At 36.7% G+C, this 24,728-nt stretch carries 23 protein-coding genes; 10 read left to right on the forward strand and 13 right to left on the reverse strand.

Annotation, left to right across the window (positions count from 1 at the left end; genetic code table 11):
* Positions 1-24 precede the first annotated feature (24 nt).
* Positions 25-1,395: a UDP-glucose dehydrogenase family protein gene (locus tag KI369_RS01835; RefSeq protein ID WP_274382455.1), complete on the reverse strand. Its 1,371-nt coding sequence runs from the start codon at positions 1,393-1,395 to the stop codon at positions 25-27.
* A 588-nt stretch (positions 1,396-1,983) separates the two neighbouring features.
* On the opposite strand from KI369_RS01835, the gene tagO reads away from it, so the two are divergent.
* The 3 genes from tagO (at position 1,984) to KI369_RS01850 (ending at position 6,782) form a co-directional block, all read left to right on the forward strand.
* Positions 1,984-3,057, forward strand: coding sequence for a UDP-N-acetylglucosamine--undecaprenyl-phosphate N-acetylglucosaminephosphotransferase TagO (gene tagO / locus KI369_RS01840; protein ID WP_000378314.1), 1,074 nt, complete (start codon positions 1,984-1,986; stop codon positions 3,055-3,057).
* Between the two features lie 207 nt (positions 3,058-3,264).
* Positions 3,265-4,002: a polysaccharide deacetylase family protein gene (locus tag KI369_RS01845; protein WP_212954881.1), complete on the forward strand. Its 738-nt coding sequence runs from the start codon at positions 3,265-3,267 to the stop codon at positions 4,000-4,002.
* A 104-nt stretch (positions 4,003-4,106) separates the two neighbouring features.
* The gene (locus tag KI369_RS01850; protein WP_212954882.1) at positions 4,107-6,782 is read left to right on the forward strand and encodes a sigma-54-dependent transcriptional regulator; all 2,676 of its coding nucleotides are present in this window, start codon (positions 4,107-4,109) and stop codon (positions 6,780-6,782) included.
* Between the two features lie 180 nt (positions 6,783-6,962).
* Here KI369_RS01850 and exsM read toward each other — a convergent pair whose 3' ends face one another.
* A complete protein-coding gene (gene exsM, locus KI369_RS01855; protein WP_000207028.1) occupies positions 6,963-7,376 on the reverse strand; it encodes an exosporium regulatory protein ExsM in 414 nt (137 codons plus the stop codon).
* Positions 7,377-7,565: 189 nt separating this feature from the next.
* Between exsM and KI369_RS01860 the strand changes: the two genes are divergently transcribed.
* On the forward strand, positions 7,566-8,747 hold the full coding sequence (locus KI369_RS01860) for a chromate transporter (RefSeq protein ID WP_212954883.1): 1,182 nt from the start codon (positions 7,566-7,568) through the stop codon (positions 8,745-8,747).
* A gap of 38 nt (positions 8,748-8,785) precedes the next feature.
* Here the strand turns inward: KI369_RS01860 and chbG are convergent, their stop codons facing one another.
* From chbG to KI369_RS01885, 5 genes are all read right to left on the reverse strand, one after another.
* Complete coding sequence (gene chbG / locus KI369_RS01865; protein WP_000593466.1) at positions 8,786-9,490, reverse strand: chitin disaccharide deacetylase; 705 nt, start codon at positions 9,488-9,490, stop codon at positions 8,786-8,788.
* Between the two features lie 48 nt (positions 9,491-9,538).
* Positions 9,539-10,864 (reverse strand): 6-phospho-beta-glucosidase, encoded by a 1,326-nt coding sequence (gene celF / locus KI369_RS01870; protein ID WP_000145754.1) that lies wholly within the window; start codon positions 10,862-10,864, stop codon positions 9,539-9,541.
* 3 nt (positions 10,865-10,867) lie between these two features.
* A complete protein-coding gene (locus KI369_RS01875) occupies positions 10,868-11,191 on the reverse strand; it encodes a PTS lactose/cellobiose transporter subunit IIA (protein ID WP_000989050.1) in 324 nt (107 codons plus the stop codon).
* Positions 11,192-11,374: 183 nt separating this feature from the next.
* Positions 11,375-12,682: a PTS cellobiose transporter subunit IIC gene (gene celB, locus KI369_RS01880; RefSeq protein WP_212954884.1), complete on the reverse strand. Its 1,308-nt coding sequence runs from the start codon at positions 12,680-12,682 to the stop codon at positions 11,375-11,377.
* Between the two features lie 16 nt (positions 12,683-12,698).
* Positions 12,699-13,001, reverse strand: a complete 303-nt coding sequence (locus KI369_RS01885; protein ID WP_001023569.1) for a PTS sugar transporter subunit IIB — start codon at positions 12,999-13,001, stop codon at positions 12,699-12,701.
* A 399-nt stretch (positions 13,002-13,400) separates the two neighbouring features.
* On the opposite strand from KI369_RS01885, the gene KI369_RS01890 reads away from it, so the two are divergent.
* Together KI369_RS01890 and speD are read left to right on the forward strand one after the other, a co-directional pair.
* Positions 13,401-14,573: a polyamine aminopropyltransferase gene (locus tag KI369_RS01890; RefSeq protein ID WP_212954885.1), complete on the forward strand. Its 1,173-nt coding sequence runs from the start codon at positions 13,401-13,403 to the stop codon at positions 14,571-14,573.
* Between the two features lie 27 nt (positions 14,574-14,600).
* Entirely contained in the window at positions 14,601-14,972 is a 372-nt protein-coding gene (gene speD, locus KI369_RS01895) for an adenosylmethionine decarboxylase (RefSeq protein ID WP_212954886.1), read from the forward strand.
* 112 nt (positions 14,973-15,084) lie between these two features.
* Here speD and KI369_RS01900 read toward each other — a convergent pair whose 3' ends face one another.
* Genes KI369_RS01900 through KI369_RS01910 form a run of 3 tightly spaced genes read right to left on the reverse strand, consistent with a single transcriptional unit; the run spans position 15,085 to position 17,030 of the window.
* Complete coding sequence (locus KI369_RS01900) at positions 15,085-15,402, reverse strand: PTS sugar transporter subunit IIA (RefSeq protein ID WP_212954887.1); 318 nt, start codon at positions 15,400-15,402, stop codon at positions 15,085-15,087.
* Positions 15,403-15,411: 9 nt separating this feature from the next.
* On the reverse strand, positions 15,412-16,713 hold the full coding sequence (gene celB, locus KI369_RS01905; protein WP_212954888.1) for a PTS cellobiose transporter subunit IIC: 1,302 nt from the start codon (positions 16,711-16,713) through the stop codon (positions 15,412-15,414).
* Between the two features lie 14 nt (positions 16,714-16,727).
* Positions 16,728-17,030: a PTS sugar transporter subunit IIB gene (locus KI369_RS01910; RefSeq protein ID WP_063221820.1), complete on the reverse strand. Its 303-nt coding sequence runs from the start codon at positions 17,028-17,030 to the stop codon at positions 16,728-16,730.
* 224 nt (positions 17,031-17,254) lie between these two features.
* Here KI369_RS01910 and KI369_RS01915 point away from each other — a divergent pair, with 224 nt between their 5' ends.
* From KI369_RS01915 to KI369_RS01925, 3 genes are all read left to right on the forward strand, one after another.
* On the forward strand, positions 17,255-18,472 hold the full coding sequence (locus KI369_RS01915) for a dicarboxylate/amino acid:cation symporter (protein WP_084063856.1): 1,218 nt from the start codon (positions 17,255-17,257) through the stop codon (positions 18,470-18,472).
* 148 nt (positions 18,473-18,620) lie between these two features.
* Complete coding sequence (locus KI369_RS01920; RefSeq protein ID WP_212954889.1) at positions 18,621-19,778, forward strand: acyltransferase; 1,158 nt, start codon at positions 18,621-18,623, stop codon at positions 19,776-19,778.
* A 42-nt stretch (positions 19,779-19,820) separates the two neighbouring features.
* The gene (locus KI369_RS01925) at positions 19,821-20,201 is read left to right on the forward strand and encodes a VOC family protein (protein ID WP_212954890.1); all 381 of its coding nucleotides are present in this window, start codon (positions 19,821-19,823) and stop codon (positions 20,199-20,201) included.
* Between the two features lie 40 nt (positions 20,202-20,241).
* Here KI369_RS01925 and KI369_RS01930 read toward each other — a convergent pair whose 3' ends face one another.
* Positions 20,242-22,242 (reverse strand): YhgE/Pip domain-containing protein, encoded by a 2,001-nt coding sequence (locus KI369_RS01930; RefSeq protein ID WP_212954891.1) that lies wholly within the window; start codon positions 22,240-22,242, stop codon positions 20,242-20,244.
* A 135-nt stretch (positions 22,243-22,377) separates the two neighbouring features.
* Between KI369_RS01930 and KI369_RS01935 the strand changes: the two genes are divergently transcribed.
* Positions 22,378-23,262: a LysR family transcriptional regulator gene (locus KI369_RS01935; RefSeq protein ID WP_212954892.1), complete on the forward strand. Its 885-nt coding sequence runs from the start codon at positions 22,378-22,380 to the stop codon at positions 23,260-23,262.
* A gap of 47 nt (positions 23,263-23,309) precedes the next feature.
* Here KI369_RS01935 and KI369_RS01940 read toward each other — a convergent pair whose 3' ends face one another.
* Together KI369_RS01940 and KI369_RS01945 are read right to left on the reverse strand one after the other, a co-directional pair.
* Entirely contained in the window at positions 23,310-24,395 is a 1,086-nt protein-coding gene (locus tag KI369_RS01940; RefSeq protein WP_212954893.1) for a transcriptional regulator, read from the reverse strand.
* 91 nt (positions 24,396-24,486) lie between these two features.
* Positions 24,487-24,636, reverse strand: coding sequence for a hypothetical protein (locus KI369_RS01945; protein ID WP_212954894.1), 150 nt, complete (start codon positions 24,634-24,636; stop codon positions 24,487-24,489).
* Between the last annotated feature and the right edge of the window lie 92 nt (positions 24,637-24,728).

Below are 24,728 nucleotides of genomic sequence, written 5' to 3' on the forward strand. Positions count from 1 at the left end.
AGAATATACATGAATACATGCCTTTTAACGAATAACGGAAAAGTCCCTCTTACAAATACTTTCTCTGCCAACCGAATAATAATCTATCTCTTGCTTCTTGACACCCTCATCAGTATAACAATTTCTTCCATCGAATAAAATAGGCTCTCTCATAAGTTGTGCGTACTTTTCTAACGGATAAGCTCGGATAGCCTCCCATTCTGTCATGATAAAAGCCGCACTCGCTCCTCTAATCGATTCATCTATACATTCGCTATATTGTATAGTCTCTCCAAAGATATTTTTCATATTTGGAATCGCTTTTGGGTCATATAGAACTACATCCGCACCTATATGAATTAATTCTCGTATCATAATAAGGGACGGTGCGTCTCTTATATCATCAGTATTCGGTTTAAATGCCGCTCCCAGCACCGCAATCCGCTTCTTATTCATATTTAATACTTTCTTCGCTTTCTCAATCAATAACAACTGTTGTTTATTATTCACTTCAATGACTGCTTTTAACAAGCGAAAATCATGCGCCACATTTCCTGCAATCTGCACAAGCGCTTTCGTATCTTTCGGAAAACACGACCCTCCGTAACCAATGCCCGCATTTAAAAAAGACGCCCCAATTCTCTTATCCATTCCCATCCCTTGTGCAACGTCTAATACATTGGCTCCTACCTTCTCACATATATTTGAAATTTCATTGATAAAACTAATTTTTGTCGCTAAAAAAGCATTCGATGCATATTTAATCATCTCTGCACTTTTTATATTTGTAACATATGTTTTCAAGCGTAATTCACTATACAAATTCGCCACTTTTCGTGCCGCTTCCTCATTATCTGCTCCAATTACAATGCGATCTCCCTGAAAAAAATCGTAAATCCCTGAACCTTCTCGTAAAAATTCTGGATTCGATACGATATGTAATTCATATCTATTTTGTAATTTCTCCTCAATCCATCCCCTCATAACATCATTTGTACCTACAGGAACCGTACTTTTCGTAACGACAATAATATCATTCGTCGCATATGTTCCGATATCGTCACAAGCACTTCGAATATATGTTAAATCCGCTGTCCCATCTAATAAAGATGGCGTTCCAACTGCAATAAATATAAATTCTGCATCGTAAAATGCTTTTACTCTGCTTGTTGTAAAACTTAAACAATCATTCTCACATGCATCATGTATTAATTCATATAAACCCGCTTCATAAATAGGCAGATTCCCTTGCTTTATCTGTTCAATTTTCTCATCACTTATATCAAAACATGTGACTGAATGGCCTAACATAGCCAACCCTACTCCTGTAATCAACCCAACGTATCCGGTACCTATTATCGTAATTTTCATTTCCTTTTCGCACAGGAATATACAATAGAAAATATACGAATACATAAAATTTCTCCTGTGCTTCCCCCTCTCACATTAAAAATGAGAAAACTCTTTTACTTCTTTATTATATGAATTACTTTTTCCATTCTTTTTTAAGTTTTTGTAAAATTACATGCAAGAATATAAAATGAAGTTTTATTCAGTGAGGGGTATCCATCCTTCACTAATTATTAGTTAAACCAATCAAGATTTTATAGGAATGAAGGTTCCCACTAATTTCTTTGCCCCAACTGAATTTTGAGGTGAAAGCCTTACTGGCCGTTCATACTGATAAATTCCCACATTTTAACACGGAACTTACTCATTTTACGTGTAACACTTATAATACTGAAATAAAAATATTCATTATCGAAGAAAAAGAGAAAATGTCATATTCTAAAGTCCAATACGATTAACCTTCTCAAACGATTCAATATTCTGTATACAATTGTCATATATTCTAGCTGCTTCCATTTGCCGTACAAAGAAAAAAAGATTGAATTCTAATCTTTTTGTGATACCATATGTTATGAGCCTGTAAATAAACATCATAATTTTCAGATAAATACATTTTAAAAAAATTACGTTAGACTATAAAAGGGTGGGGTATTAATGGACTCACAAGTGATTTATGCCATTTTGGCATCTTTCATCACTGTACTCGTCGTTACTCCTTTAGTTATTAAGTTAGCTTTTAAAATAGGAGCAACAGATAAGCCAAACGCTCGTAAAGTACACCAAAAGATCATGCCTCGTCTTGGCGGATTAGCGATATTTATTGGTGTAGCTGTAGGATTTGTTGTCGGCGGCTTATACGAACAAAGAATGTTATCGATAACGCTAGGTGCGATTATCATTGTAATCATCGGTATTTTAGATGATATGTACGAGTTATCTGCGAAGGTAAAATTCGGTGGACAACTATTAGTTGCCATGATGATTGTAAAAAGTGGATTATTAGTGCAAGTATTATATATTCCAATCCTCGGGGATACTGAACTCGGATGGCTTGCTTATCCAATTACAGTATTTTGGATTGTAGGTATTACAAATGCAATCAACTTAATTGATGGCTTAGATGGGTTATCTGCTGGTATTTCATCTATCGTGCTTGCAACGCTAGCATATATGGCCTTCACTAGCCCATGGGGCACTGGAGCCGCTATTATCTTACCACTAGCATTAATTACATTAGCAAGTACAATTGGATTTTTATTCTACAACTTCCATCCAGCAAAAATTTTCATGGGAGATACAGGCGCACTATTTTTAGGATACTGTATTTCTGTTATATCGTTACTTGGATTATACAAAAGTGTAACGTTATTCAGCTTTATCGTTCCAGTTATCATTTTAGGCGTACCTGTATTCGATACGACATTTGCGATTATCCGTCGTATCGTAAATAAAAAACCTATATCGGCACCAGATAAATCGCATTTACATCACCGTTTACTTGCAATGGGCTTCTCTCATCGTAAAACGGTACTAATTATATACGCATTCGGTATTTTCTTTAGTGTAAATGCAATCATTTTCTCTAGTGCGACATTATGGTTATCCATTATTCTTCTTTTCGTTTTAATCTTCTTTACAGAGATCATTGCTGAAGTAATTGGGCTTGTACATGAACGTTACAAACCACTTATTTCCTTTTATAAAAAAGTGAAAAAACGCGAAGACTAATTGTAGTATAGCCTTTACAATTATGAAATATTCAAATAGCATCCTCTTTCTTATAAGAGGATGCTATTTTTTATTTTTTACTCCCCATTTCATATTTCCAAAATATAGTTTGTTTGAGAGTTCCACTATTGGAGAAAGATATACATAATAAGAAAAGGATTATATTTTCTTTTTTACATCTTGATTGTCAAACTGAGGGTGAATGTTATGATCAAGCGAGTATTTCAATACATTATTTTATTTTTAACGATTACTATGTACGCGTCATCTCATGCAGGGGCAACTACAATGGTTCCTGCTGAACATCATCCAAACACTGAAACTACCTCTTCTACCCAAAAAATCGCGTACTTAACATTTGATGACGGACCAAACAAATATACTACGCAAATTTTAAACATCTTAAAAGAAAAGAACGGAAAAGCAACTTTCTTTGTTATTGGTGGAAAAGTACCACATTATAAAAAGACAATGCAACGATTAATTAAAGATGGACATTATATTGGACTTCATAGTATGTCACACGATGTAAAACGCCTTTACACTGGTGATCCATCTGCTTTAATTACAGAAATGGAACAAACACAAAACATTGTCCAGCAAGTTACAAAATTAAATACACATCTCGTTCGTGTCCCGTATGGTAGCATGCCGTATTTAAAAAAGAATTACCGTGATGCACTTGTATCAGCCCGGTATAAAATGTGGGATTGGACAATCGATACATATGACTGGAAAAGCTATGACAATCCTTCTGCCATACTAGAAAGGGTACGTAATCAAAGCGATGAACAAGTCGAAGTAATTTTAATGCATGATTCGAGTGTCACTGTACAAATACTGCCAAAAGTAATTGATTATTTACAGTCACAAGGATACAAACTTCTTCCCTATAATCCATCTTCTCATCTCAAAGTTAATTTTTGGAAAGACACAAGATTGTAACAGCTTTAGTGCCTATGTGCTAAAGCTGTTTTATTTTTCTCTTCCCACCCTTCCCATTTTTGTGTAAAATTTTAAATAGTGATGAAGTTTCGAGGTGAATAGAAATGAAACGAATAGATCTCATTTTTAACGCAATACAAAAAGGCAATTATACAGAAGGTGTAACTGCATCAGAACTCGCTACCCTGTTGCAACTAGATCGAGCCAATGTAAGTAGCGACTTAAACAAACTTGTAAAAGATAAACGTTTATTAAAAACAAATACGCGTCCTGTTCGTTTTTATATAGAAACGAACGCTTCATTGGAAACGCATTCAAAGGAAATGACTTCATTAGATACATTTGCAGTTGAAAATACGAGCCTTAAAATCGCAATTGAAAAAGCGAAAGCTTCTATTCTCTATCCTCCAAACGGTATGCATACTTTACTGCTCGGAGAAACAGGCGTCGGAAAATCCATGTTTGCTTCTTTAATGCACGAATATGCAATTGAAGTTGAACAGCTTCCTAAAAATGCACCATTTATCGTCTTTAACTGTGCTGATTATGCAAATAACCCACAGCTACTACTAGGGCAATTATTTGGGATTAAAAAAGGAGCGTATACAGGGGCAAGTGATCAAAAAGGGTTAATTGAAAAAGCACATGAAGGGATCCTTTTCTTAGATGAAGTACATCGCCTTCCTCCAGAGGGACAAGAAATGCTTTTTACCTTTATTGACCGCGGAGTATACCGCCGCCTTGGAGAAACAGAAAACGAGCGTAAGGCACAAGTATTAATCATTACTGCAACAACAGAAGAACCAAATTCATTTTTATTAAAAACATTTACAAGACGTATACCGATGACTGTTACGCTGCCACCACTTCGTGAGCGTACACATAAAGAACGATTTGCTTTACTGCAACTATTTTTCACAAATGAAGCAATCCGCCTGCGAAAAGAAATTCACGTTAGCCCGAATGCAATGCGTGCTTTCGTCTTTTACAATTGTCCCAATAACATCGGGCAATTAAAAACGGATGTACAAATTGCCTGTGCAAAAGCCTATTCTGACTTTGTGACAAAGAAACGTGATTCTGTCTATGTTTCAAGTACAGATTTACCTTGGTATATGAAAGAAGGGCTATTCATTGAAAGAAAAAGCCGTCATCTATACCAAATACCAAATGAAACATTTGTATTTACAGGTAATGAAGGTTGGAGTAATCATAAAATAGAAAATGAAAAACAATCTTCTATATACGATTATATTGATTATAAATATGAAGAACTTCAAGCTCGCGGTATTGAAGAGGACGAATTAGAATTACTAATAGAAAATGATATTCAAAGCTTTTTCGTACAATATTTTAACCAAATTTCTAAAAAAACAAGTCATGAAAATGTTTTTAAAATTGTGGATCGTAATATCGTTTCCGTATGTGAAAAAATTGCGGAACTTGCTGAAAAACATTTATCTAAGACGTTTGATGAAAAAGTATTTCTCGCTTTAAGCTTACATGTACAGACAACTCTACAACGTTTGCAGGCTGGGAAACAAATTCATCACCCACAATTAAATCAAATTCGTACGAAATATAAAGAAGCTTTTTCCGTAGCTATGCAATGCATTCAACTACTGGAGGACGAATTACAAATAACAATGCCTATTGATGAAGCAGGCTTTTTAACAATGTTCTTCGTTGTTGATCCAATTCCTGCCTCACAAACAGAAGTAAAAGTATTAATATTAGCGCACGGCAACGGAATCGCAACAGAAATGGCAAACGTCGCAAACGAATTGCTCGGCATTGAGGAAGTAACCGGTATCGATATGCCGTTACATGAATCACCGAAAGATTTCTTAGAACGCGTGAAAGTGTATATGAAAACACTCCAAAATGTAAACGGGCTTCTCTTACTCGTTGATATGGGATCACTCGCTTATATTGGTGATATATTAGAAACTGAGTTCAAAATTCCGGTACGTGTCCTTTCCATGACGAGCACTCCACATGCACTAGAAGCTGCTCGAAAAGCTCAGCTTGGCTACTCGTTAGATGCATTATATGAAACAGTGAAGAACTTAACACCGTTTTACTTAAACGTACAAGAAGAAAAGAAAAAGCCACTATCACCAATGAAATCTGTTATTTTGACAGCTTGTTTAACTGGGGAAGGCAGTGCTTTAGCTATTCAAAAAATGTTGGAGAACTATTTACGATTTGACAAGGAATTAATTGAAATCATCCCGATTAGTATCGTCCATGAAAAAGATTTAACAAAAATGATTGAGAACATAAAAAAAGAGCGGAATATCATTTGTATCGTTACGAATTTCGATGTGCAGGTGCCATGCTTAACTTATCATTTCCAAGACATTGTAAACTACACAGCAATTCAGCCCATTCAAGAATTAATTACGTATGAAGAAACATATGCAAAAATGGCTGATATTCTTGAACAACAAATGCAGCGTAACGACGGAGCATTACTTATTAAAACGATCCGTTACGCATTGAATACAATTCAAGAATTAATTTCCTTACAGCTAACTCCTGACAGTTTAATGGGTGTTATTCTGCATATGAGCTGTATGGTTGACCGTCTTCAAAAAGGAGAAAGCCTCCTCCCTCATCCGGATAAAGAGAAACGAAGACAAGATGAATACTGGATGTATATGAAAGTTAAAAAAGCATTGCAGCCAATTGAAAATACATTTGAAATACAAATACCTGATGACGAAGTGTTTTATGTTATGGACTTCTTCATTAAAAATCAGCCTGTAAAAAATTAATCGAGGCAGTTTTTTAGTATATCGAACGTAACTCCGATTTTATCAGCGATTTTCAAGATATATCAGCGCAACTCCGATTTTATCAGCAACTTTTCAAATATATCGATTTACCGGCAAGAATCGCTAAAATTTGCACCTTATAGCAAAAAAGGCTGTTCCAAAATATGGACAGCCTTTTTTCTACTTCTTTACTTTCCTAATTCTCCCCCTGATTTCGCCCTTCTTATTGGACTTCGTATAAACATTTACATATACATTCGCCTGAATGATTTCTTGAAGTAAGCTATCAAACGCTCGCCCCTGTAAAGGCCCTTCAAAATCCCCCACATTAACTACACCAGTGACGACTCCTTCATTAACACTAATACCTTGCTTTAATGGACCAAATAAACTTAAAACAATTGGACCAATTTGATCTGCTTTCCCTAAATGAATTTGGCATGATGTAACTTTCTCGATGTTTTTCAATATGACCCGATATTGCAACTTCTTTAAATCCTCACTAAATATAAACTCTGCTACGCCATAAGCTTCTGTATTTACAGGGGGTATTTCCCTCTTACCTGTTAACCTCGCAAAGAAATGTGTTGTCATACGGGCATTCTCCTTATATAAATTTCCCAGCACTACTTCTACTACTTTATGGTTTATACATAATCATTTATGACTTTTTCAAGTGTTAATTACGAAGAAAAGATTCACACAATCTTTACATTAGAATCGTTCCTTTTGCTTTACTACCTCTTGTATAATGCACTTAGAAAAACATTCTAGGAGGGCATTTTGAAGAATAACAAATACACTTTTCACACATTATTAGAGATTTTTCTCGTTTCATTTAAATTAGGACTTACTTCATTTGGTGGTCCTGTCGCCCATCTTGGGTATTTCCACCACGAATATGTGCAAAAAAAAAAATGGATGGATGAACGGAGCTACGGAGATTTAGTAGCACTAAGTCAATTCCTTCCTGGTCCTGCTAGCAGCCAAGTCGGTATGGGGGTTGGATTATTAAGGGGCGGACTATTAGGAGCTATTATTTCATGGATTGGATTCACACTACCGTCTGTGCTCGTTTTAGTTTTCTTCGCTTCATTCTTTAATCAGTTCGATTTTGGAAGTGCTGGCTGGATTCATGGGCTAAAACTTGTAGCAGTCGCTATTGTCGCTCATGCAATATGGGGAATGGCGCAAAAATTAACGCCAGACCGAAATCGTGCGACGATTGCAATTGCAACTGCCGCAATCGCCCTATTATGGCCAAGTAGCTGGACACAAGTCATTCTCATTATCATATCTGGCTTTATCGGCTGGTTTTTATATCGCAACCAACCAATTAGCCAATCTCAAAATATAAAAGTACCTATTTCAAAAAAGATAGCAGTTTCGTGTCTCGTCTTATTCTTCGGACTATTACTACTGCTACCAATTTTAAGACCGTTCTCTTATTACATCGCCTTATTCGATAGTTTCTATCGCTCTGGCGCACTTGTATTTGGAGGCGGACACGTCGTGCTACCTCTTCTTGAAGGTGAATTCGTACAAAACGGAATGATGACAAAAGAACAGTTTCTAGCTGGATACGGATTAACACAAGCAATGCCAGGACCACTGTTTACATTCGCTTCTTATATAGGAGCAGTGTTAAACGGAACGCTTGGTGCAATACTCGCAACAATTGCGATCTTTCTTCCTGCTTTCTTACTCGTTATTGGTGTTTTACCCTTTTGGGACAGTGTAAGAAAAATATCTTTCATACAAGGCGCACTACTCGGTGTTAACGCCGCAGTTGTTGGTATTTTAATTGCCGCTTTTTACGATCCCATTTGGACGAGCACAATTATAAACGCTGTAGATTTTGTTTTTGCATCTCTTCTATTTTGCTTGCTCGCTTTTTGGAAAACACCACCTTGGGTTATCGTTATACTTGGAGCCTTTGGCGGATATATTCTATCCATTTTGTAAATAAAAAAAGACGGCATAATGTAGCCGTCTTTTTTCTATTAAAACTTTACAAGCTCTATTCCTTCAGGCAACTCACTCTCTGTTAAAATACGCAATTCCTTCACACGATCTATTACGTAAGAGGAACGCTTCACAAGCTCTGGATCAATATACGCTGGATGAACCATAATTTCTACCGTTTGTTCGCCGTGTACTCTTTCTTTTAACTTCACAAAGTAATCTTCCGTCACACCATCCGCATAAAAGTCACTGTAAAATACGTCAGAAAACGGGCGTACTGCTCGCTCTTCCTCACAACGACGAATCGGAACATTATATGTAGCCGCTAATCTCTCAAGAACATCGTGCAAAATCGGTAAGCTGTGCACATGGTGATGACTATCTAAATGAGTTGGTGTTAATCCGTAAGATAAGAATTTCTCAATTTGAGCAGTCCATTCTCGCTCGACTTCTTCTGGATTTACCTTCCCTTCCCATACGACGCTTTGTTTATGAAACAACCCATCGCTACTTACAAGTGATGGTACGTCTCCAAGAATTGGTTTCCCTGCCGTTAATACGAGATGTACTCCTATCCCTAACGTTTTATACTCTTTTGCTAAGCGTACCGCATGCTCTGTTCCGGGCATATTCATCATCATCGTCGTTGAATTTACAAGTCCATTTATATGTCCATCAATAATGCCATAATTTGTACCTTCTGTAAGACCGAAATCATCTGCATTTACAATTAACTTAATCATCATAATACCTCCTAATAGAATAAAAAAAGCGGGCTAAATAGCGCCGCTTTATTTCTCTACCTTTTTGAAGAACTGCGGAAGATATTCTTTATGTGCTTCCAACATTTCATCTAAAATTTGTTTTGCAACTTTATCTGATGGTACAAGTGGATTAATTGTCATAGCAAGCAGCGCTTTATGATAATCCCCTGTAACAGCAGCTTCAATTGTTGTGCGCTCAAATGATTTAATTTGCTGTACTAAACCGCGAACTGGTACCGGAAGATCTCCAACTGCAATTGGTTTTGGACCTTCTTTCGTAATAATACAGTTCACTTCAACAGCCGAATCATGTGGTAAGCTTGCAATTGTTCCGTTGTTTCGTGTATTAACAGGCTGGATATCACCTTTATTATTGTAAATAGACGTAATTAAGCTACATGCTGCGTCACTATAATAAGCACCGCCACGTTTTTCTAATTGTGGTGGTTTAATATCTAAGTTCGGGTCTTTATATAGCTCGAATAAATCATCTTCTAACTGTTTTACTACCTCTGCACGTGTACCTTTTTCAATCGAAGCTTCTTTCTCTTCTTCTAACATTTCACGTGTTTTGTAGTAATAACGGTGGTATGGACATGGAATTGCACGAAGGCCGCGAATAAAGTCTGGCTCCCAGTTAAGCGCTGCAATATTTTCCATCGTAATTTGCTTTTCTGGATCTGTTACAAGCTCTAACACACGATCCATTACACTTACGCCATCTAAGTATACATCTAGTCCGTATACCATATGATTTAAACCTGCAAAATCAACGTGGACACGACTTGCATCTACTTCAAGTAATCTCGCAAGACCCATGCGGATTCCGATTGGAACGTTACATAGACCAACTACTCTTTGAATATTTGTATAACGAAGGACAGCTTCTGTTACCATACCAGCTGGGTTCGCGAAGTTAATTAACCATGCATTCGGACAAAGCTCCTCCATATCCTTACAAATATCTAAAATAACAGGAATCGTTCTCAGTGCTTTGAATAAACCACCAGGACCATTCGTTTCCTGACCGATTACATCATATTTTAACGGGATTGCTTCGTCTTTTGCACGTGCTTCTAATAAACCAACGCGAAGCTGCGTTGTTACGAAGTCAGCATCTTTTAATGCTTCACGACGATCAAGCGTTAAATGTACCTCGATTGGTAAACCTGATTTTTTCACCATACGTTTCGCTAAGTTACCAACGATTTCTAACTTCTCTTTTCCTGCCTCAATATCTACTAACCAAATTTCACGAACAGGAAGCTCATCATAACGTTTAATAAATCCTTCAATTAATTCTGGTGTATAACTAGATCCACCGCCGATTGTAGCAATTTTAATTCCAGTCATGCTTTATTCCCCTTTCGCTTCTAACTTTTTATAAAGGTCAATAAATTCTGCTGCTAATTCTTTTACTGTAATCGCATTCATTAAATGATCTTGTGCGTGAATTAAAAGAACACTAATCTCTGTTTTTTCTCCTCTTGCTTCTGATTGTATGAGCTCTGTTTGGAAATGATGCGCTTCATTAATCGCTTCTTTCGCCTTTACCATCGCTTCATCAGCCTCTGCCATTTTCCCCTGTTTAGCGAATTGCAGTGCCTCCATTGCAAAGCTTCTTGCATTACCACTATTTAAAATTAATTGGAATGGAATTTGTTCTGCTGTAGTCATCATAATTACCGCCCTCTCTATTATGGTTCAACCGATTTAATTACCCCTTCAGTTTGAACATTTCTATTAAATTATTATTTTATGAATGATAGTTTGGTGTTCTTCTAGATGGGTCTCATCTTTCTGAACATGATATAAAGGTAATTGTTCTCACAGATCATGTTATCTGTGAGAACAATCCCTATGTTACATAGGTACAGAGTTGTTATTTCCTTGCGCCGCTGCTTTTTCAGTACGAACAACTGAACGGTCACATAATACAACGAATGGATAGTAGATTACCATCGCAATCACAAAGTTGAATAACTGTAGAATTGCGCCTGAAAGATGTCCACCTGTTACAAGATAACCACTAATAATTGGTGGTGTTGCCCATGGAATCATTACAACTGTTTTTGGTACCCATCCAATAGATATAGCTGTATAAGAAGTAATTACTAATACAATTGGTGTTATGATAAACGGTAAGAATAAAACTGGATTTAAAATAATTGGTGTACCAAATATTACTGGTTCGTTAATATTGAATGCACCTGGTCCAATTGATAAGCGAGATACACCGCGTAATTGTGCACTTTTTGCTACAAGTAATACAACTACTAAGAATGCTAATGTTGCACCAGAACCACCAAGATATACGAAAGTATCAAAGAATGGTTTTGTAACAATGTTTGGAACATCAAATGCAGATGTGCCACCTTTGAATAACTGCATATTTTTCTCTAATGCTGGTAAGTATAACGGCTCAATAATACCACCAACGATATTTGGACCATGTAAACCGAAGAACCAAAGAAGATGAACAAGCAGTACAATGACAATTGCACTTGGTAATGTCCCTGCTAAACTTTGCAGTGGTGATTGAATCGTATTAAAGATAAATTCATGAACACTTGTACCAGCTAATTTCACTGCTAATTGAATACCTGCAACTGCTGTTAAGATAACAAATGCTGGAACGATAGCTGCGAAAGATCTTAAAACTGCTGGTGGTACTCCATCCGGCATTTTAAAAGTAATGTTTCTTTGTACAAAGAAACGGAATACCTCAGTAACAAGGAGTGCCACAATAATTGCTACGAATAACCCTTGTGCACCTGTCCAAGCTAAGTTCAATCCGCCTTCTTTCGGTGTTGTTGGCGTAAGAATAATTAACGCACCAAATGAAATAATACCTGCTGACAAACCATCAACGCCGTAAGATTTTGCTAAGTTATAACTTGTTGTAAATGCTATGATTAGTGCTAAAATTGCGAAAGAACCAGTCCACATTCCACCGCCAACTTGTTTCCACGTTTCACCAAACAAACCTTTCATGAACTCTTGGAAAGCTTCAGACGGAAAACCATTAATTAGTGATGCCAGTGCACCAACTAAAATAAGTGGCATAACTGCAATAAATCCATCACGGATCGCAGCTAAGTGACGTTGCGATCCGATTTTACCAGCGACAGGAACAATATATTTCTCCATAAATGCAATAAATTTTTGCATTTCGCTTCCCCCCTAATTATTTTTTTAGTGTTAACGCGTGATCTAAAACTGCTTCTCCATTCATCATGCCGTAGTGCATTGGATTGATAACGTCGATTCCAACGTTTCTCTCATCAGCAAGCGTTTTCATTGAAGAAAGCATGTAACGAACTTGTGGTCCTAGTAATAGTACATCTGCTTGATCGATATTTGTTTTTACTGCATCCCCAGATACAGCCCAAATCTTTCCTTCTAGACCGCGAGCTTTTGCAGCCGCTTCCATTTTTGTAACTAGTAAACTTGTAGACATCCCTGCTGAGCAACATAATAAAATATTCATTTGAAAATCCCCCTTGTGTAGTATAAAAAATTTATGTTTTATTTATTTTTCTTTACGCTATTTATAAATGCAATTAGCGTGCCAACTTTTTAAAACTACTAAAATCAGCACTTTTTCGACTGTTTTCTTTGTGTGTTAACGCTTTCAATTAGTGTGTCAGCAAAAAAACACACAGTGTGTTATAAAACAACACGCTTTTAACACATAACTGTATGAAAATAGATTAGTGTTTAGTTGTCTAGTTGTATTTAAAACAAAAAACACTAAAAAAAATTTTTTAGCGTGAAAATCTATTAAAAATAAACTCCTCTTGAACACACTCCCTTATCTATTGTCCAAGCAGACTCTACTAAATTACATAGAATAGAATAAAATAACACAATTCGAAAGGGGATTCCTATGCCAAAACATAGAAAACAAAGCAAAATAAAGATTTATAGAATAACAAGCTATAAAAAAGACAAGCGCTCTGAATTAGACTCTGACAAATTTGAACTAGAACAGCAGGAGATAGAAAATAAGCAGGACAATCATGGTAAACAGGACAAACTAGACAAGCAAGACAAGCAGGACAAGCAAGACAAGCAAGACAAGCAAGGCAAGCAAGACAAGCAGGACAAGCAAGACAAGCAGGACAAGCAAGTACAATCGGAAAATGTAGTCATAGTACCCACAGATTCACACAGCTTAGATGTGTGGGATGAAATTTCTCTAAAGGAAATACAAACTGGTGAACATACAAATTTATTTGCGGAACAAAGCAATTATCAAAATATTACTTTGTTACAAGTAAGCGATATCCGTTTATATTTGGACAAGCAACTACAATTTAGTTCCGTCGATGAGCAAATTTATCATGAAGCACTTGTACATCCAATTATGTCAAAAGTAATTGATCCAAAACGTGTTCTCATATTAGGTGGTGGCGATGGTCTTGCCCTGCGAGAAGTTTTGAAATATGAAACTGTACTACATGTGGATCTTGTTGACTTAGATGGATCGATGATTGATATGGCTCGTAATGTTCCTGAATTAGTTTCTTTAAACAAAAGCGCATTTTTTGATAATCGTGTAAATACACACGTATGTGATGCAAAAGAGTTTCTAAGTACTCCTTCCTCTTTATACGATGTAATCATTATTGATTTTCCAGACCCAGCGACAGAGTTGTTAAGTACTTTATATACAAGCGAACTTTTTGCTCGTATAGCTACATTCTTAACAGAAGACGGCGCGTTCGTCTGCCAATCTAATTCCCCTGCGGATGCACCTCTTGTTTATTGGAGCATCGGTAACACAATTGAACATGCTGGATTAACTGTGAAAAGTTATCATACAATCGTTCCTTCTTTCGGAACTGACTGGGGATTTCATATTGCCGCTAATTCTGCTTATGTACTCGATCAAATAGAGCAATTATACGTAGTGCCATCTCCTCGAACATTACCTTCTCTTCTTTCTCCTTTATTTCAATTTAAAGAAGAACATTTAGAACAACGTAATCTCGCTCTTCTAAACTCAGAATCGAATCTTATCCTACATGAATGTTACAAACAGGAAATGGAGTTTTAACGATACTATGGTAAGGAGTGCTATCTTATGGAATATTCTACTTTCGGTAAGCATATAATAGTAGATTTGTGGGGAGTGGATTCTCCCCTATTAGATGATATTTACTTTTTAGAACATCATTTAGTTACCGCTGCAGATCAATCTGGTGCACACGTTTTAAACGTAAGTAAAAAAAAATTCCAGCCTTATGGCGTTACTGTATTAATTTTGCTATCAGAAAGCCACCTTTCTATTCACACTTATCCAGAAAAAAACTTTGCAGCCATTGATTGTTATACATGCGGTACAACCGTTGAACCGCAAATAGCGATTGATTATATCGTAAATATATTAAAACCAGAACGGATGCATACAAAAAAATTAATTCGTGGTATAGGAGAAATTGTTACTACTGATTAATTAACACTCTTACTCATCCGTACAAAAGGAGGGTTGTATGATACCATCAGTGGCACGAACACTCCACTGATGGTACAGACATATACATAAAAAAACCTTGCATACGCAAGGTTCATTCAGTCGCTAATATCTTCCTATATAATTCTACAAATTCACTCGCTAATTCCTTCACCGTAATCGCGTTCATTAAATGATCTTGCGCGTGCACCATTAGAAGAGTAACTTCGGTCTTTTCACCACCAGCTTCTTTCTGTATGAGCTCCGTTTGTACACGGTGCGCCTCTTTTAATTCCTCTAACGCTTCTTGTAATTTCGCTTCTGCTTCTGTAAACTCTCCACGCTTTGCACAATCAATTGCTTCCATTGAACAACTTCTCGCATTTCCCCCATGCAAAATTAAATGAAAAGCTTTCGTCTCTATCGTATCCATTTTAGTTCTTTACTCCCCCTTTTCTTCCGCTACCTTTTGTTTATCCCATATTTTTAAGAATGGTAAATAAATGAAGAATGCAAGCGCAAAGTTAACAAGTTGTAAAACAACGCCTGAAATTTTCCCGCCTGATCCTAAATATCCACTAAATAGAATTGGTGTCGTCCAAGGTACAGCAGCTCCACTCGGCCGAGCTACCCATCCCCATTCCATTGCAAAGTAAGAAACAATTGTTAACACAACTGGAACCAATATAAATGGAATTAATAAAATTGGGTTCATTACAATCGGCATACCAAAAGTTACCATCTCATTAATATTAAATATGCCCGGTGCAATTGACAATCTCCCTAAACTTTTTAATTGCTGACTTCGCGCAAATAATAACATTCCTACAACTAAAGCAAGTGTTGCACCGGAACCGCCCATATAAATCCATAAATCAAAAAACTGTGCGGTAATTGTATTTGGTACCTCTTGCCCTGCTTGAAAAGCAACTCGATTTTGATCCATTAACGACAACCAAACGGGGCTCATTACACCACCAACAATAGTAGCACCATGAATTCCACACGACCAAAGAACATGAACGAGAATAACTGCTATTATTGCGCCCCAAAGACTAGCACCAAGTACACTAAGTGGTTCCTGCAAAATTTGCCCTACAATATTATGGATACTGCCAAAAGAAGTATTTTCTATAATTAAGCGTATAATCCAAATAACCGTTACAACAATAAATCCTGGAACAAGTGCCGCAAATGAACGCGTCACAGCTGGTGGAACTGTCTCTGGCATCTTTATAATTATCTTTTTTTGTACAATAAACCGATAAAGTTCAGTAGATATAAGTGCAATAATCATTGCTACAAACAACCCTTGGCTTCCCATTAATGCTGCTGGGATAGCACCTTCTACAAGTACACTCTCTTTTGTACTTGGTATAATATATGCGACTTGAAATGGTGTCGCAAGTAAAAACGTCACAAGCGACAATGCCCCAGATGCTAAAGCATCCACTTTATAATACTCCCCAAGTCTGTAAGCGATTCCAAAAACAGCTATTAAAGCCATTATATTAAAAGTTGCACTAACTGGATACCCCAAAGCCCTCTGCCAATTCTCCCCAAACAAACCTGCCATAAAATCATTATACCCTGGTATTGGTAAAGCACTAATGATGAGGAAAAATGATCCAATAATTAAGAACGGCATCGTCAAAATAATCCCATCACGAATCGCTTGCAAATGCCTCTGCTCTGCAACCTTTCCTGCTACCGGCATTACATATTTCTCTAAAAACCGTATCATCTATCCCACTCTCCTCATGGTTTCATTGACAAAGCTGCTTGTAAGATAGCTTCTCCATTACAAAGCCCGTAATGGACAGATTGAATGACATCAACGGGTATCCCTTTCTCCTTACATAATTCTTTCATTTTCGGTAATAAATAACGTACTTGCGGTCCAAGTAGCAGTACATCCGCTTCATCAATGTGGCTATTTACTTCAGAACCTGATACTGCCCAAATCTTCACCTCTATCCCTCTTGCCTCTGCTGCTTTCTCCATTTTTGTAACAATCAAACTGGAAGACATTCCCGCTGCACAGCAAAGCAAAATATTCATCTCGCTTCCCTCCCCCTTGTTCTCAACCTAAGTTATAATGCACCCCTTGCCACCACTAGGTTACAAATATATATGTCTAGATTTCCTGCTGTATGCCGAGCTTAAAAACAAAAATTTCTCGGTTTTCACGCTATTCCATCTATCAGTATTCTTCTAGTAAAGAAGGCTCTAACTCGCTATAATGATTCAGTATGATTTTTTATAATTGATAGGAGGGTATATTTATGAAGGCATATCGCTTTCCACTTATTTTATTATCTTCTATCCTAATTGGTGGTTTCATTGGTTATTTCATGGGTGCCGATGCAGTTGCTTTAAAGCCGCTTGGTGACATTTTCTTAAACTTAATGTTTACGATTGTTGTACCTTTAGTGTTCTTTAGCATCGCGTCATCTATTGCTAATATGGATGGATTAAAACGTTTCGGTAAAATTATGTCTAGTATGGCTGGAACTTTCTTATTTACAAGTATTTTAGCTGCTATTTTTATGATTATTGTCGTGAAAGTATTCCCGCCAGCACAAGGTGTTGTATTAGAACTAACACAACCTGACAAGGCTGACAAAGCTGTTAGTGTTGCGGACCAAATTGTTGGTATTCTAACAGTATCTGACTTCTCAAAGTTACTATCTCGTGAAAATATGTTAGCACTTATTTTCTTCTCTATCTTAATGGGGATTGCAACTTCAGCAGTTGGTGAAAAAGGAAAACCATTCGCTACATTCCTACAAGCTGGTGCAGAAATTTCAATGAAAGTTGTATCTTTCATTATGTACTACGCTCCAATCGGACTTGCTGCTTACTTCGCAGCATTAGTTGGTGAATTCGGACCACAACTTCTTGGAACTTATTTCCGAGCAGCAATGGTATACTATCCAGCGTCTCTCATTTATTTCTTTGTATTCTTCACGTTCTATGCATACCTTGCAGGTCGTAAGCAAGGTGTACAAGTATTTTGGAAGAACATGGTTTCTCCTACAGTTACATCTCTTGCAACTTGTAGTAGTGCTGCTAGTATTCCAGCGAACTTGGAAGCAACGAAGAAAATGGGTATCTCTTCTGACGTTCGTGAAACAGTTGTCCTTCTTGGATCTACACTTCATAAAGACGGCTCTGTTTTAGGTGGCGTATTAAAAATTGCTTTCTTATTTGGTATTTTCAACATGGAATTCGAAGGACCAAAAACATTGGCAATCGCACTTGTTGTTTCTCTATTAGTAGGAACAGTAATGGGCGCTATTCCAGGCGGCGGTATGATTGGTGAAATGTTAATCGTTTCTCTATACGGCTTCCCGCCAGAAGCATTGCCAATTATCGCGGCAATTAGTACAATCATCGATCCTCCTGCAACGATGTTAAACGTAACAGCAGATAACGCTTGTGCCGTAATGACAGCTCGCCTTGTAGAAGGTAAGAACTGGATCAAAAACAAATTTGCTTAATAGATAGAAAGAGGATGCTCCAAACGAGCATCCTCTTTTTTTGATGTTAATCCATTCCGCCACAAATTTGTTGAAATCTTCACAAATATTCCACATCCATTATCCATTCTCCGTACTATAATCATGTATGGAAAAGGAGATGGACATAATGACTCAAAGCGCACCAGAATTTAAAGTTTTGCAAAGCATTGCATTCCTTGCTGTCGTTTTGCAAAGTTCGTTATTATATACAATGAACCAAGGAAATGTCTTACTTGAGCAATCTCTCATTATGGGCATGTTATTTAACCTTGCAAAATTTTCGGCACCTGCATTCATATTTATCGTCGGCTTTCATTTAATCCAGCAATATACGAAGCAATTAGTATACAAAGAATATATTTCTGAAAAAGCCGCACATTTACTCATTCCTTATTTCTTCTGGTCTATTCTTTACTTATTAACAACAAACGATATGATTACACTACAAAGTGGTATAAAAAGTTTATTGCTCGGAACAGCCGCACCCCATCTTTGGTACGTGATTATGATGTTCCAAATTCATTTATTGTTTCCTTTACTATGCACACTATTTTATTGGTTTCAAAAACGAACAGAAAATAAAAAAGACATATATAAATATATGACCATCTCTGCTTCTCTATATTTCCTCTTAATGTGGTATTCTTCTCACTACATTTTTAATGGAGAAAAATTGACTAGCTCAACCATTTTACATTATACAGATCGTTCCTTCTTCTTCTACTCGTTCTATTTCGTCATGGGAGGAATCGCTGCTGTAGCACTAAAAACTTGGCGGCTATTCGTCATGAAACATATCCCGCTTATCACAATATTATTTTTTATCTTATTTTTATTCATCAATTATGAGTTATTTAGTTTTTACGGCGCAAACTCTATTCATTTAACCGTTTCGACTTATTTAAAACCGTCTATGTTTTTATATATTGTATGCGAAATTATTATACTTTACGTGCTATCTATTACAATCGTACAGAGACGCGGTTTCTTATATAAAGCTTTACGATTTATCGGGAATTACACATATGGTGCTTATTTAGCTCACTTTTTCTTCTTGCAACTATGTACAAAGTTTCTTTCTTTATTCGCAATGCAAGAAAATACAATATTATATAGCCTATTATTATTTACAATAACGGCCACAATCTCGATTTCAGCAATGGTTATTTGTAGTACACTACCTCTTCATACGTGGATTACAGGACCTTCTCCTACAACAAATATAAAATGGGCGAAGATCATACTTCGGAAACATCACGAAAAAGTATGCAAACCATATCTTTGATATAATAGAATTCCATACAAGAAAAGAAAGTAGGATACACCTATGATTAATCAAATTGGACAAATTATGTTATATGTAAATAATCAAGATGAAGCAGTGCAATTTTGGACTGAGATAGTAGGATTCCAAATTATTGCGGAAGAAAATAACGGACAAGGATTTCGCTGGATTGAAATTGCACCAACGAAAGAAGTAGGCACAAGTATCGTCCTTCACGATAAAGCGTTAATTGCAAAGATGCAACCTGAATTAAACTTAGGTACTCCTTCACTTATGTTCTTCTCTAACAACTTAGATCAACTATATAAAGATCTTTCTGAGAAAAACGTTACTGTTGGACAAGTTGTAGATTTACCTACTGGTAGAGCATTCAACTTTGCTGATAATGAAAACAATTACTTTGCGGTAATGGAACGCAAATAAAAAAGAAGCTATCCGAAAAAACTGGATAGCTTCTTTCATTTTAAGAAATTTGTTCTGCATTCGTTTCTCTATGCTGTATATGGCTCGTGATCCAAGCAATTCCGCCAGCAACAACGAGGTAACATAACAATATTAAAATTTGCATTTGTAATTGTGACCAGTCTCCTAAAGAGATCACATCTTGTAATCCTCTAAGAGAATGAGACATTGGGAGGAACTGTCCAATTTTGCTAAGAACATCTATATTTAATTCTCCTGGGAAAGTACCCCCGCTCGTCGCTAACTGCAGGACAAGCAGCGTTATCGCTAAAAACTTTCCAACAAGACCAAACACCGTTACTAACATAAGAATAAACGTCATGAACGTAAAGGAAATAACGATACTTGATAAAACAAAGAGCGGCACACTTGCAACTTCTAATTTCATAACTCCTAGCACAACCACATCCACAAGCAATGCTTGAATAAGCCCAATTACATATACCAACCCTAGTTTATTAATAAAATGTACCGTTCCGCTTACTTTCATATTTTGTCTACGGCCAAGCGGTAAAATATTCGACGCCATAATTCCGCCAACATAAAATGCAAGCGATAAGAAATATGGTGCAATACCTGAACCGTAATTAGGCACATCAGAAACTGTTGACTTCACTAATTGAACCGGCTCTGAGAACATCGTATTGCGTGCATCATTATTGCGAACATCTGCTATCTTCTCTGCGCCCTCTCCTAATTTCGTAGAAAGCTCTTTCGCACCATCGTCAAGTTTAACAAGTCCGTTCGTTAACTGATCAGCACCATGATTCAGCTCTGTTCCGCCACTCGCAAGGTGATTTACACCTTCTTGTAATGATGTAAATCCATTTCCCCATTTTGTAAATCCATCAGCTACATTCGAAGCACCATCTGCTATCTTTTTCGTTCCAGCAGTCGCTTCATTTAACTTAACTCCGAATGTATTCATACCTTCTTCAATCTTACGCTGACCATCTGCAAGCTTCTGCGCACCTTGTGCCAATTTTTGTTGGCTATCATTTAAAGTGTTTGTTGCTTGAGCTAATCCATTGGACGTAACAATAATCTTTTGAAAAGCAGGATCTTGCTGCACTTCTGGATGACTTTTCACGTACTCTTCTAATTGTTGTTTTACACTATTTGCTGCATTGTCCGCTTTCACTTGCCCGTCAGCAAGTTTCTCACTTCCGTTCACCCATTCATTTGTACCAGCACTTAATTCACTAACCCCTGATTGTAAAGTTTTTTCACCTTGTGCTAGTAACCCCATACCGCTATGAAGTGATGTTGCTCCTTGACTTAGCTCATTCGCTCCGTCAGTTAAGGCAGATTTGCTAGAAGCAAGTTTGTCACTTCCCTCTTTCACTTTTGATGTCCCGTCACTTAAACGATGAATACCATCTGCAAGCTGATTTGCCCCATTTTTTGCATCTGTCGTTCCTTCATGTAACTTCTCAGCACCATTACTTGCATCATTCAACCCTTGTGCTAAGTCTTGAAACTTTGAAAAGACACCTTCTGTATAAGATTTCGTAATACTATTTGAAATTTTTGTTTTCATATTTTCAACAGCTGTCGTTCCAATTTGCGCTGCTACAAAGTTTTTACCCGGATTTACTTTGTACTGAAGCTGCGCTGGCTCTGGTTTCTCATCCATAAGTGTACTTACCTTTTTAGAGAAATCCTCTGGAATTGTAACAACCATATAGTACTTATCTTCTTTTAGTCCTTCATCAGCATTTTTTTCTGATACGAAATGAAAAGCCAGTTCCTTATTCTCTTTTAAATTTTTTACAAAATCGTCTCCTGCACGAATTGTTTTCTCATCCATCGCGGCACCTTTATCTAAATTTACAATCGCAACAGGTAATTTATCTAATCGTCCGTACGGATCCCAATATCCAGCTAAAAAGAATCCTGAATAAATTAAAGGAACGATTAATAAAAAAATTAAAGCGATACGTCCATGTTTATGGTGCCACATCGCTTTCCAATCTTTAAATATAAGTTGAATTCCCTTCATGAAACATACTCCTTCTCCTAATTTAACACCATTAGAATGGTTTAACAGATTTACTATACACGTCCATTTTCATACTGTATAATACATCTTTAATTATCAATTCATTCCTTTTGGTCTATAGAAAGGAGATTCAAAATGGAACTTCTTCAACTAAAATACTTTCAAACAGTTGCACGATTAGAACATATGACAAAAGCGGCTGAAGAATTACATATCGCACAACCTTCACTCAGCAAAACAATTGCTAGACTAGAAAAAGACTTAGGCGTCCCGTTATTTGATCGCCAAGGTCGACAAATTACATTAAACTCTTTTGGAAAAGTATTTTTAAAACGAGTAGAGCGCATTTTTCATGAATTAAGTGAAGGTGAAAGAGAAATTAAAGATTTAGCTGAATTACAACAAGGCTCTATTACACTGGCAGTTTCTATTCCGAGAATATTACCAGAACTACTCGGTTCTTTTTTACTAGAACACCCTAACGTTCGATTCCAGCAATTTCTCGCATCTACTCCTTCTATGAAACGACAACTAGATAATATAGAAATCGACTTTTGCATTTCTTCTGTGCCAATTGAAGGCGAGGAAATTATTTGGGAACCACTTATTACAGAAGAGATTTTCTTAGTCGTCCCTGCAGGCCATCGTTTATCAGGCCGCGAAAGTATCCATCTGCATGAAGTAAAAGACGAACCGTTTATTAGTATGAACACTGGTTACGGATTTCGGCACCTAACAGATGAATTTTGCAAGGAAGCTGGTTTCACTCCACACATCGCTTTTGAAGTAGATGAACCAACCGTAATTAGCGATCTTATTAAGCAAGGTCTCGGCATCGCCTTTGTCCCAAGTTTAACTTTATTAAAAAACTCTACTTTAGCATTAAATAAGTTACGTATTATTGAACCAAATTGTGAGCGAACTATCGGCTTAAGTTGGTCGAAGAAACGCTACTTATCGAAAACTGCTCAGAAATTTCGTGAATTTGTGATTGATTACTTCTCCAATATTAAGGCGTAAAATGATATCAATAAATAAAAGGTGCCATTCCCATAGGGTGGCACCTTCTATTGTTTACTCTTCTCTAGTTCTATTTCCGCTAAAAGTGGCAATACGTTATCGAAAATATGCGTATTATTATTTTCGCCTGTTACGTATCCACCGTAATATCTACTAAATACGTTGTCATTTCGGAATGTGGCCATATGATCATACAATTCCTTTGCAAACTTTGTATCGCCTGTTTGTAGTACGTACAAAATTGTTAATCCGTAAGCGGCTGGTGATTCATACTTGACGGTTTGTTTTCCCGTTTCTAGATTGTAACGACCGTATAGCTTTCCATCCTCCTGGAACTTCTTCTTTATAAATTCCAAGTAAGCATCTGATGAGAGGCCACCTAAACTACGATGATATGCAACGTATGATTGGTCAATAAGATTCACTTCTTTATCGTACGTAAATGTACCATCTTCTTTATACTCTTTCGGGAATGCCCATCCATGCCTTGGGTAATCGGCTAAAAATTGAACGACTTCCTGATATTGCTGAGCAGAAACTTTCCCATACTTTTTCATATACGAGAATGCGTGCGGATTTATGTATGATGTAGTTGCAAAATTATTTTGTTTCCCTGCATCTGCATCATAATAATCAACGTAATAATTACCTTTCTTATTATAACGAATTACAGCATCACTCAATTGATCTGCCAAGTTTTTATAACGCTCTTCCTTGTACATTTCATAAGCGCGATATAACTGTTCTATAATACGAAGATCGTCGATAAGTGCATTTGTAGCTGATTGCATTTCTCCCTTTTCAGAGATTTTCCATAAAACAATTTGGTCCTTATGTACAAAGTTATTTTGAATAACCTTAACTTGTTCATCGAATAACGCTTGATCATCTTTATCCAATGTATATTGTAGCCACAGTCCTGCTGATTCCGATAAAGCTTCACGGCCTTTCGCTTCATCGGTACCTGCTTTTGTATCTTCTAAACGATATGTAGCAAGCGTCCCATTTTCATTCATCATATGTCTTAAAATAAAATGCTCCGTACGGTTTCCTTGCAAAGCTGACCAAAATACAATTCCACCTAAAGCGATTAAAAGAATAACTCCAATCACTATATATATACGTTTCCGCAAACTTTTCACCTCCCTAGTAAGGCTATCCTTAATTTTACCAGAACATACGTAAATGTAAAAAAGACAATCTATTAGATTGTCTCCCGTTCCTCTATCCTTCACAAGCCTCTTTAGAAGGTCTATATAGCGATGCCACGAGTCGATCATACTCACTACGCGTAATCTCTTTATTATATAGCTTCAGTAATAAATCTCTATGCTCTTTTGAAAATGCCATCTTTTTAATGACTTCAGGATACATAAAACATCCTCTCCATTTCACATAAACTTCTTCACTCTGAAAAACAGAACTTATGTTCGCATAAAAGATTATAAAATATTCCTTACTAAAAA

The organism is Bacillus sanguinis, assembly GCF_018332475.1.
Classification (GTDB): domain Bacteria; phylum Bacillota; class Bacilli; order Bacillales; family Bacillaceae_G; genus Bacillus_A; species Bacillus_A sanguinis.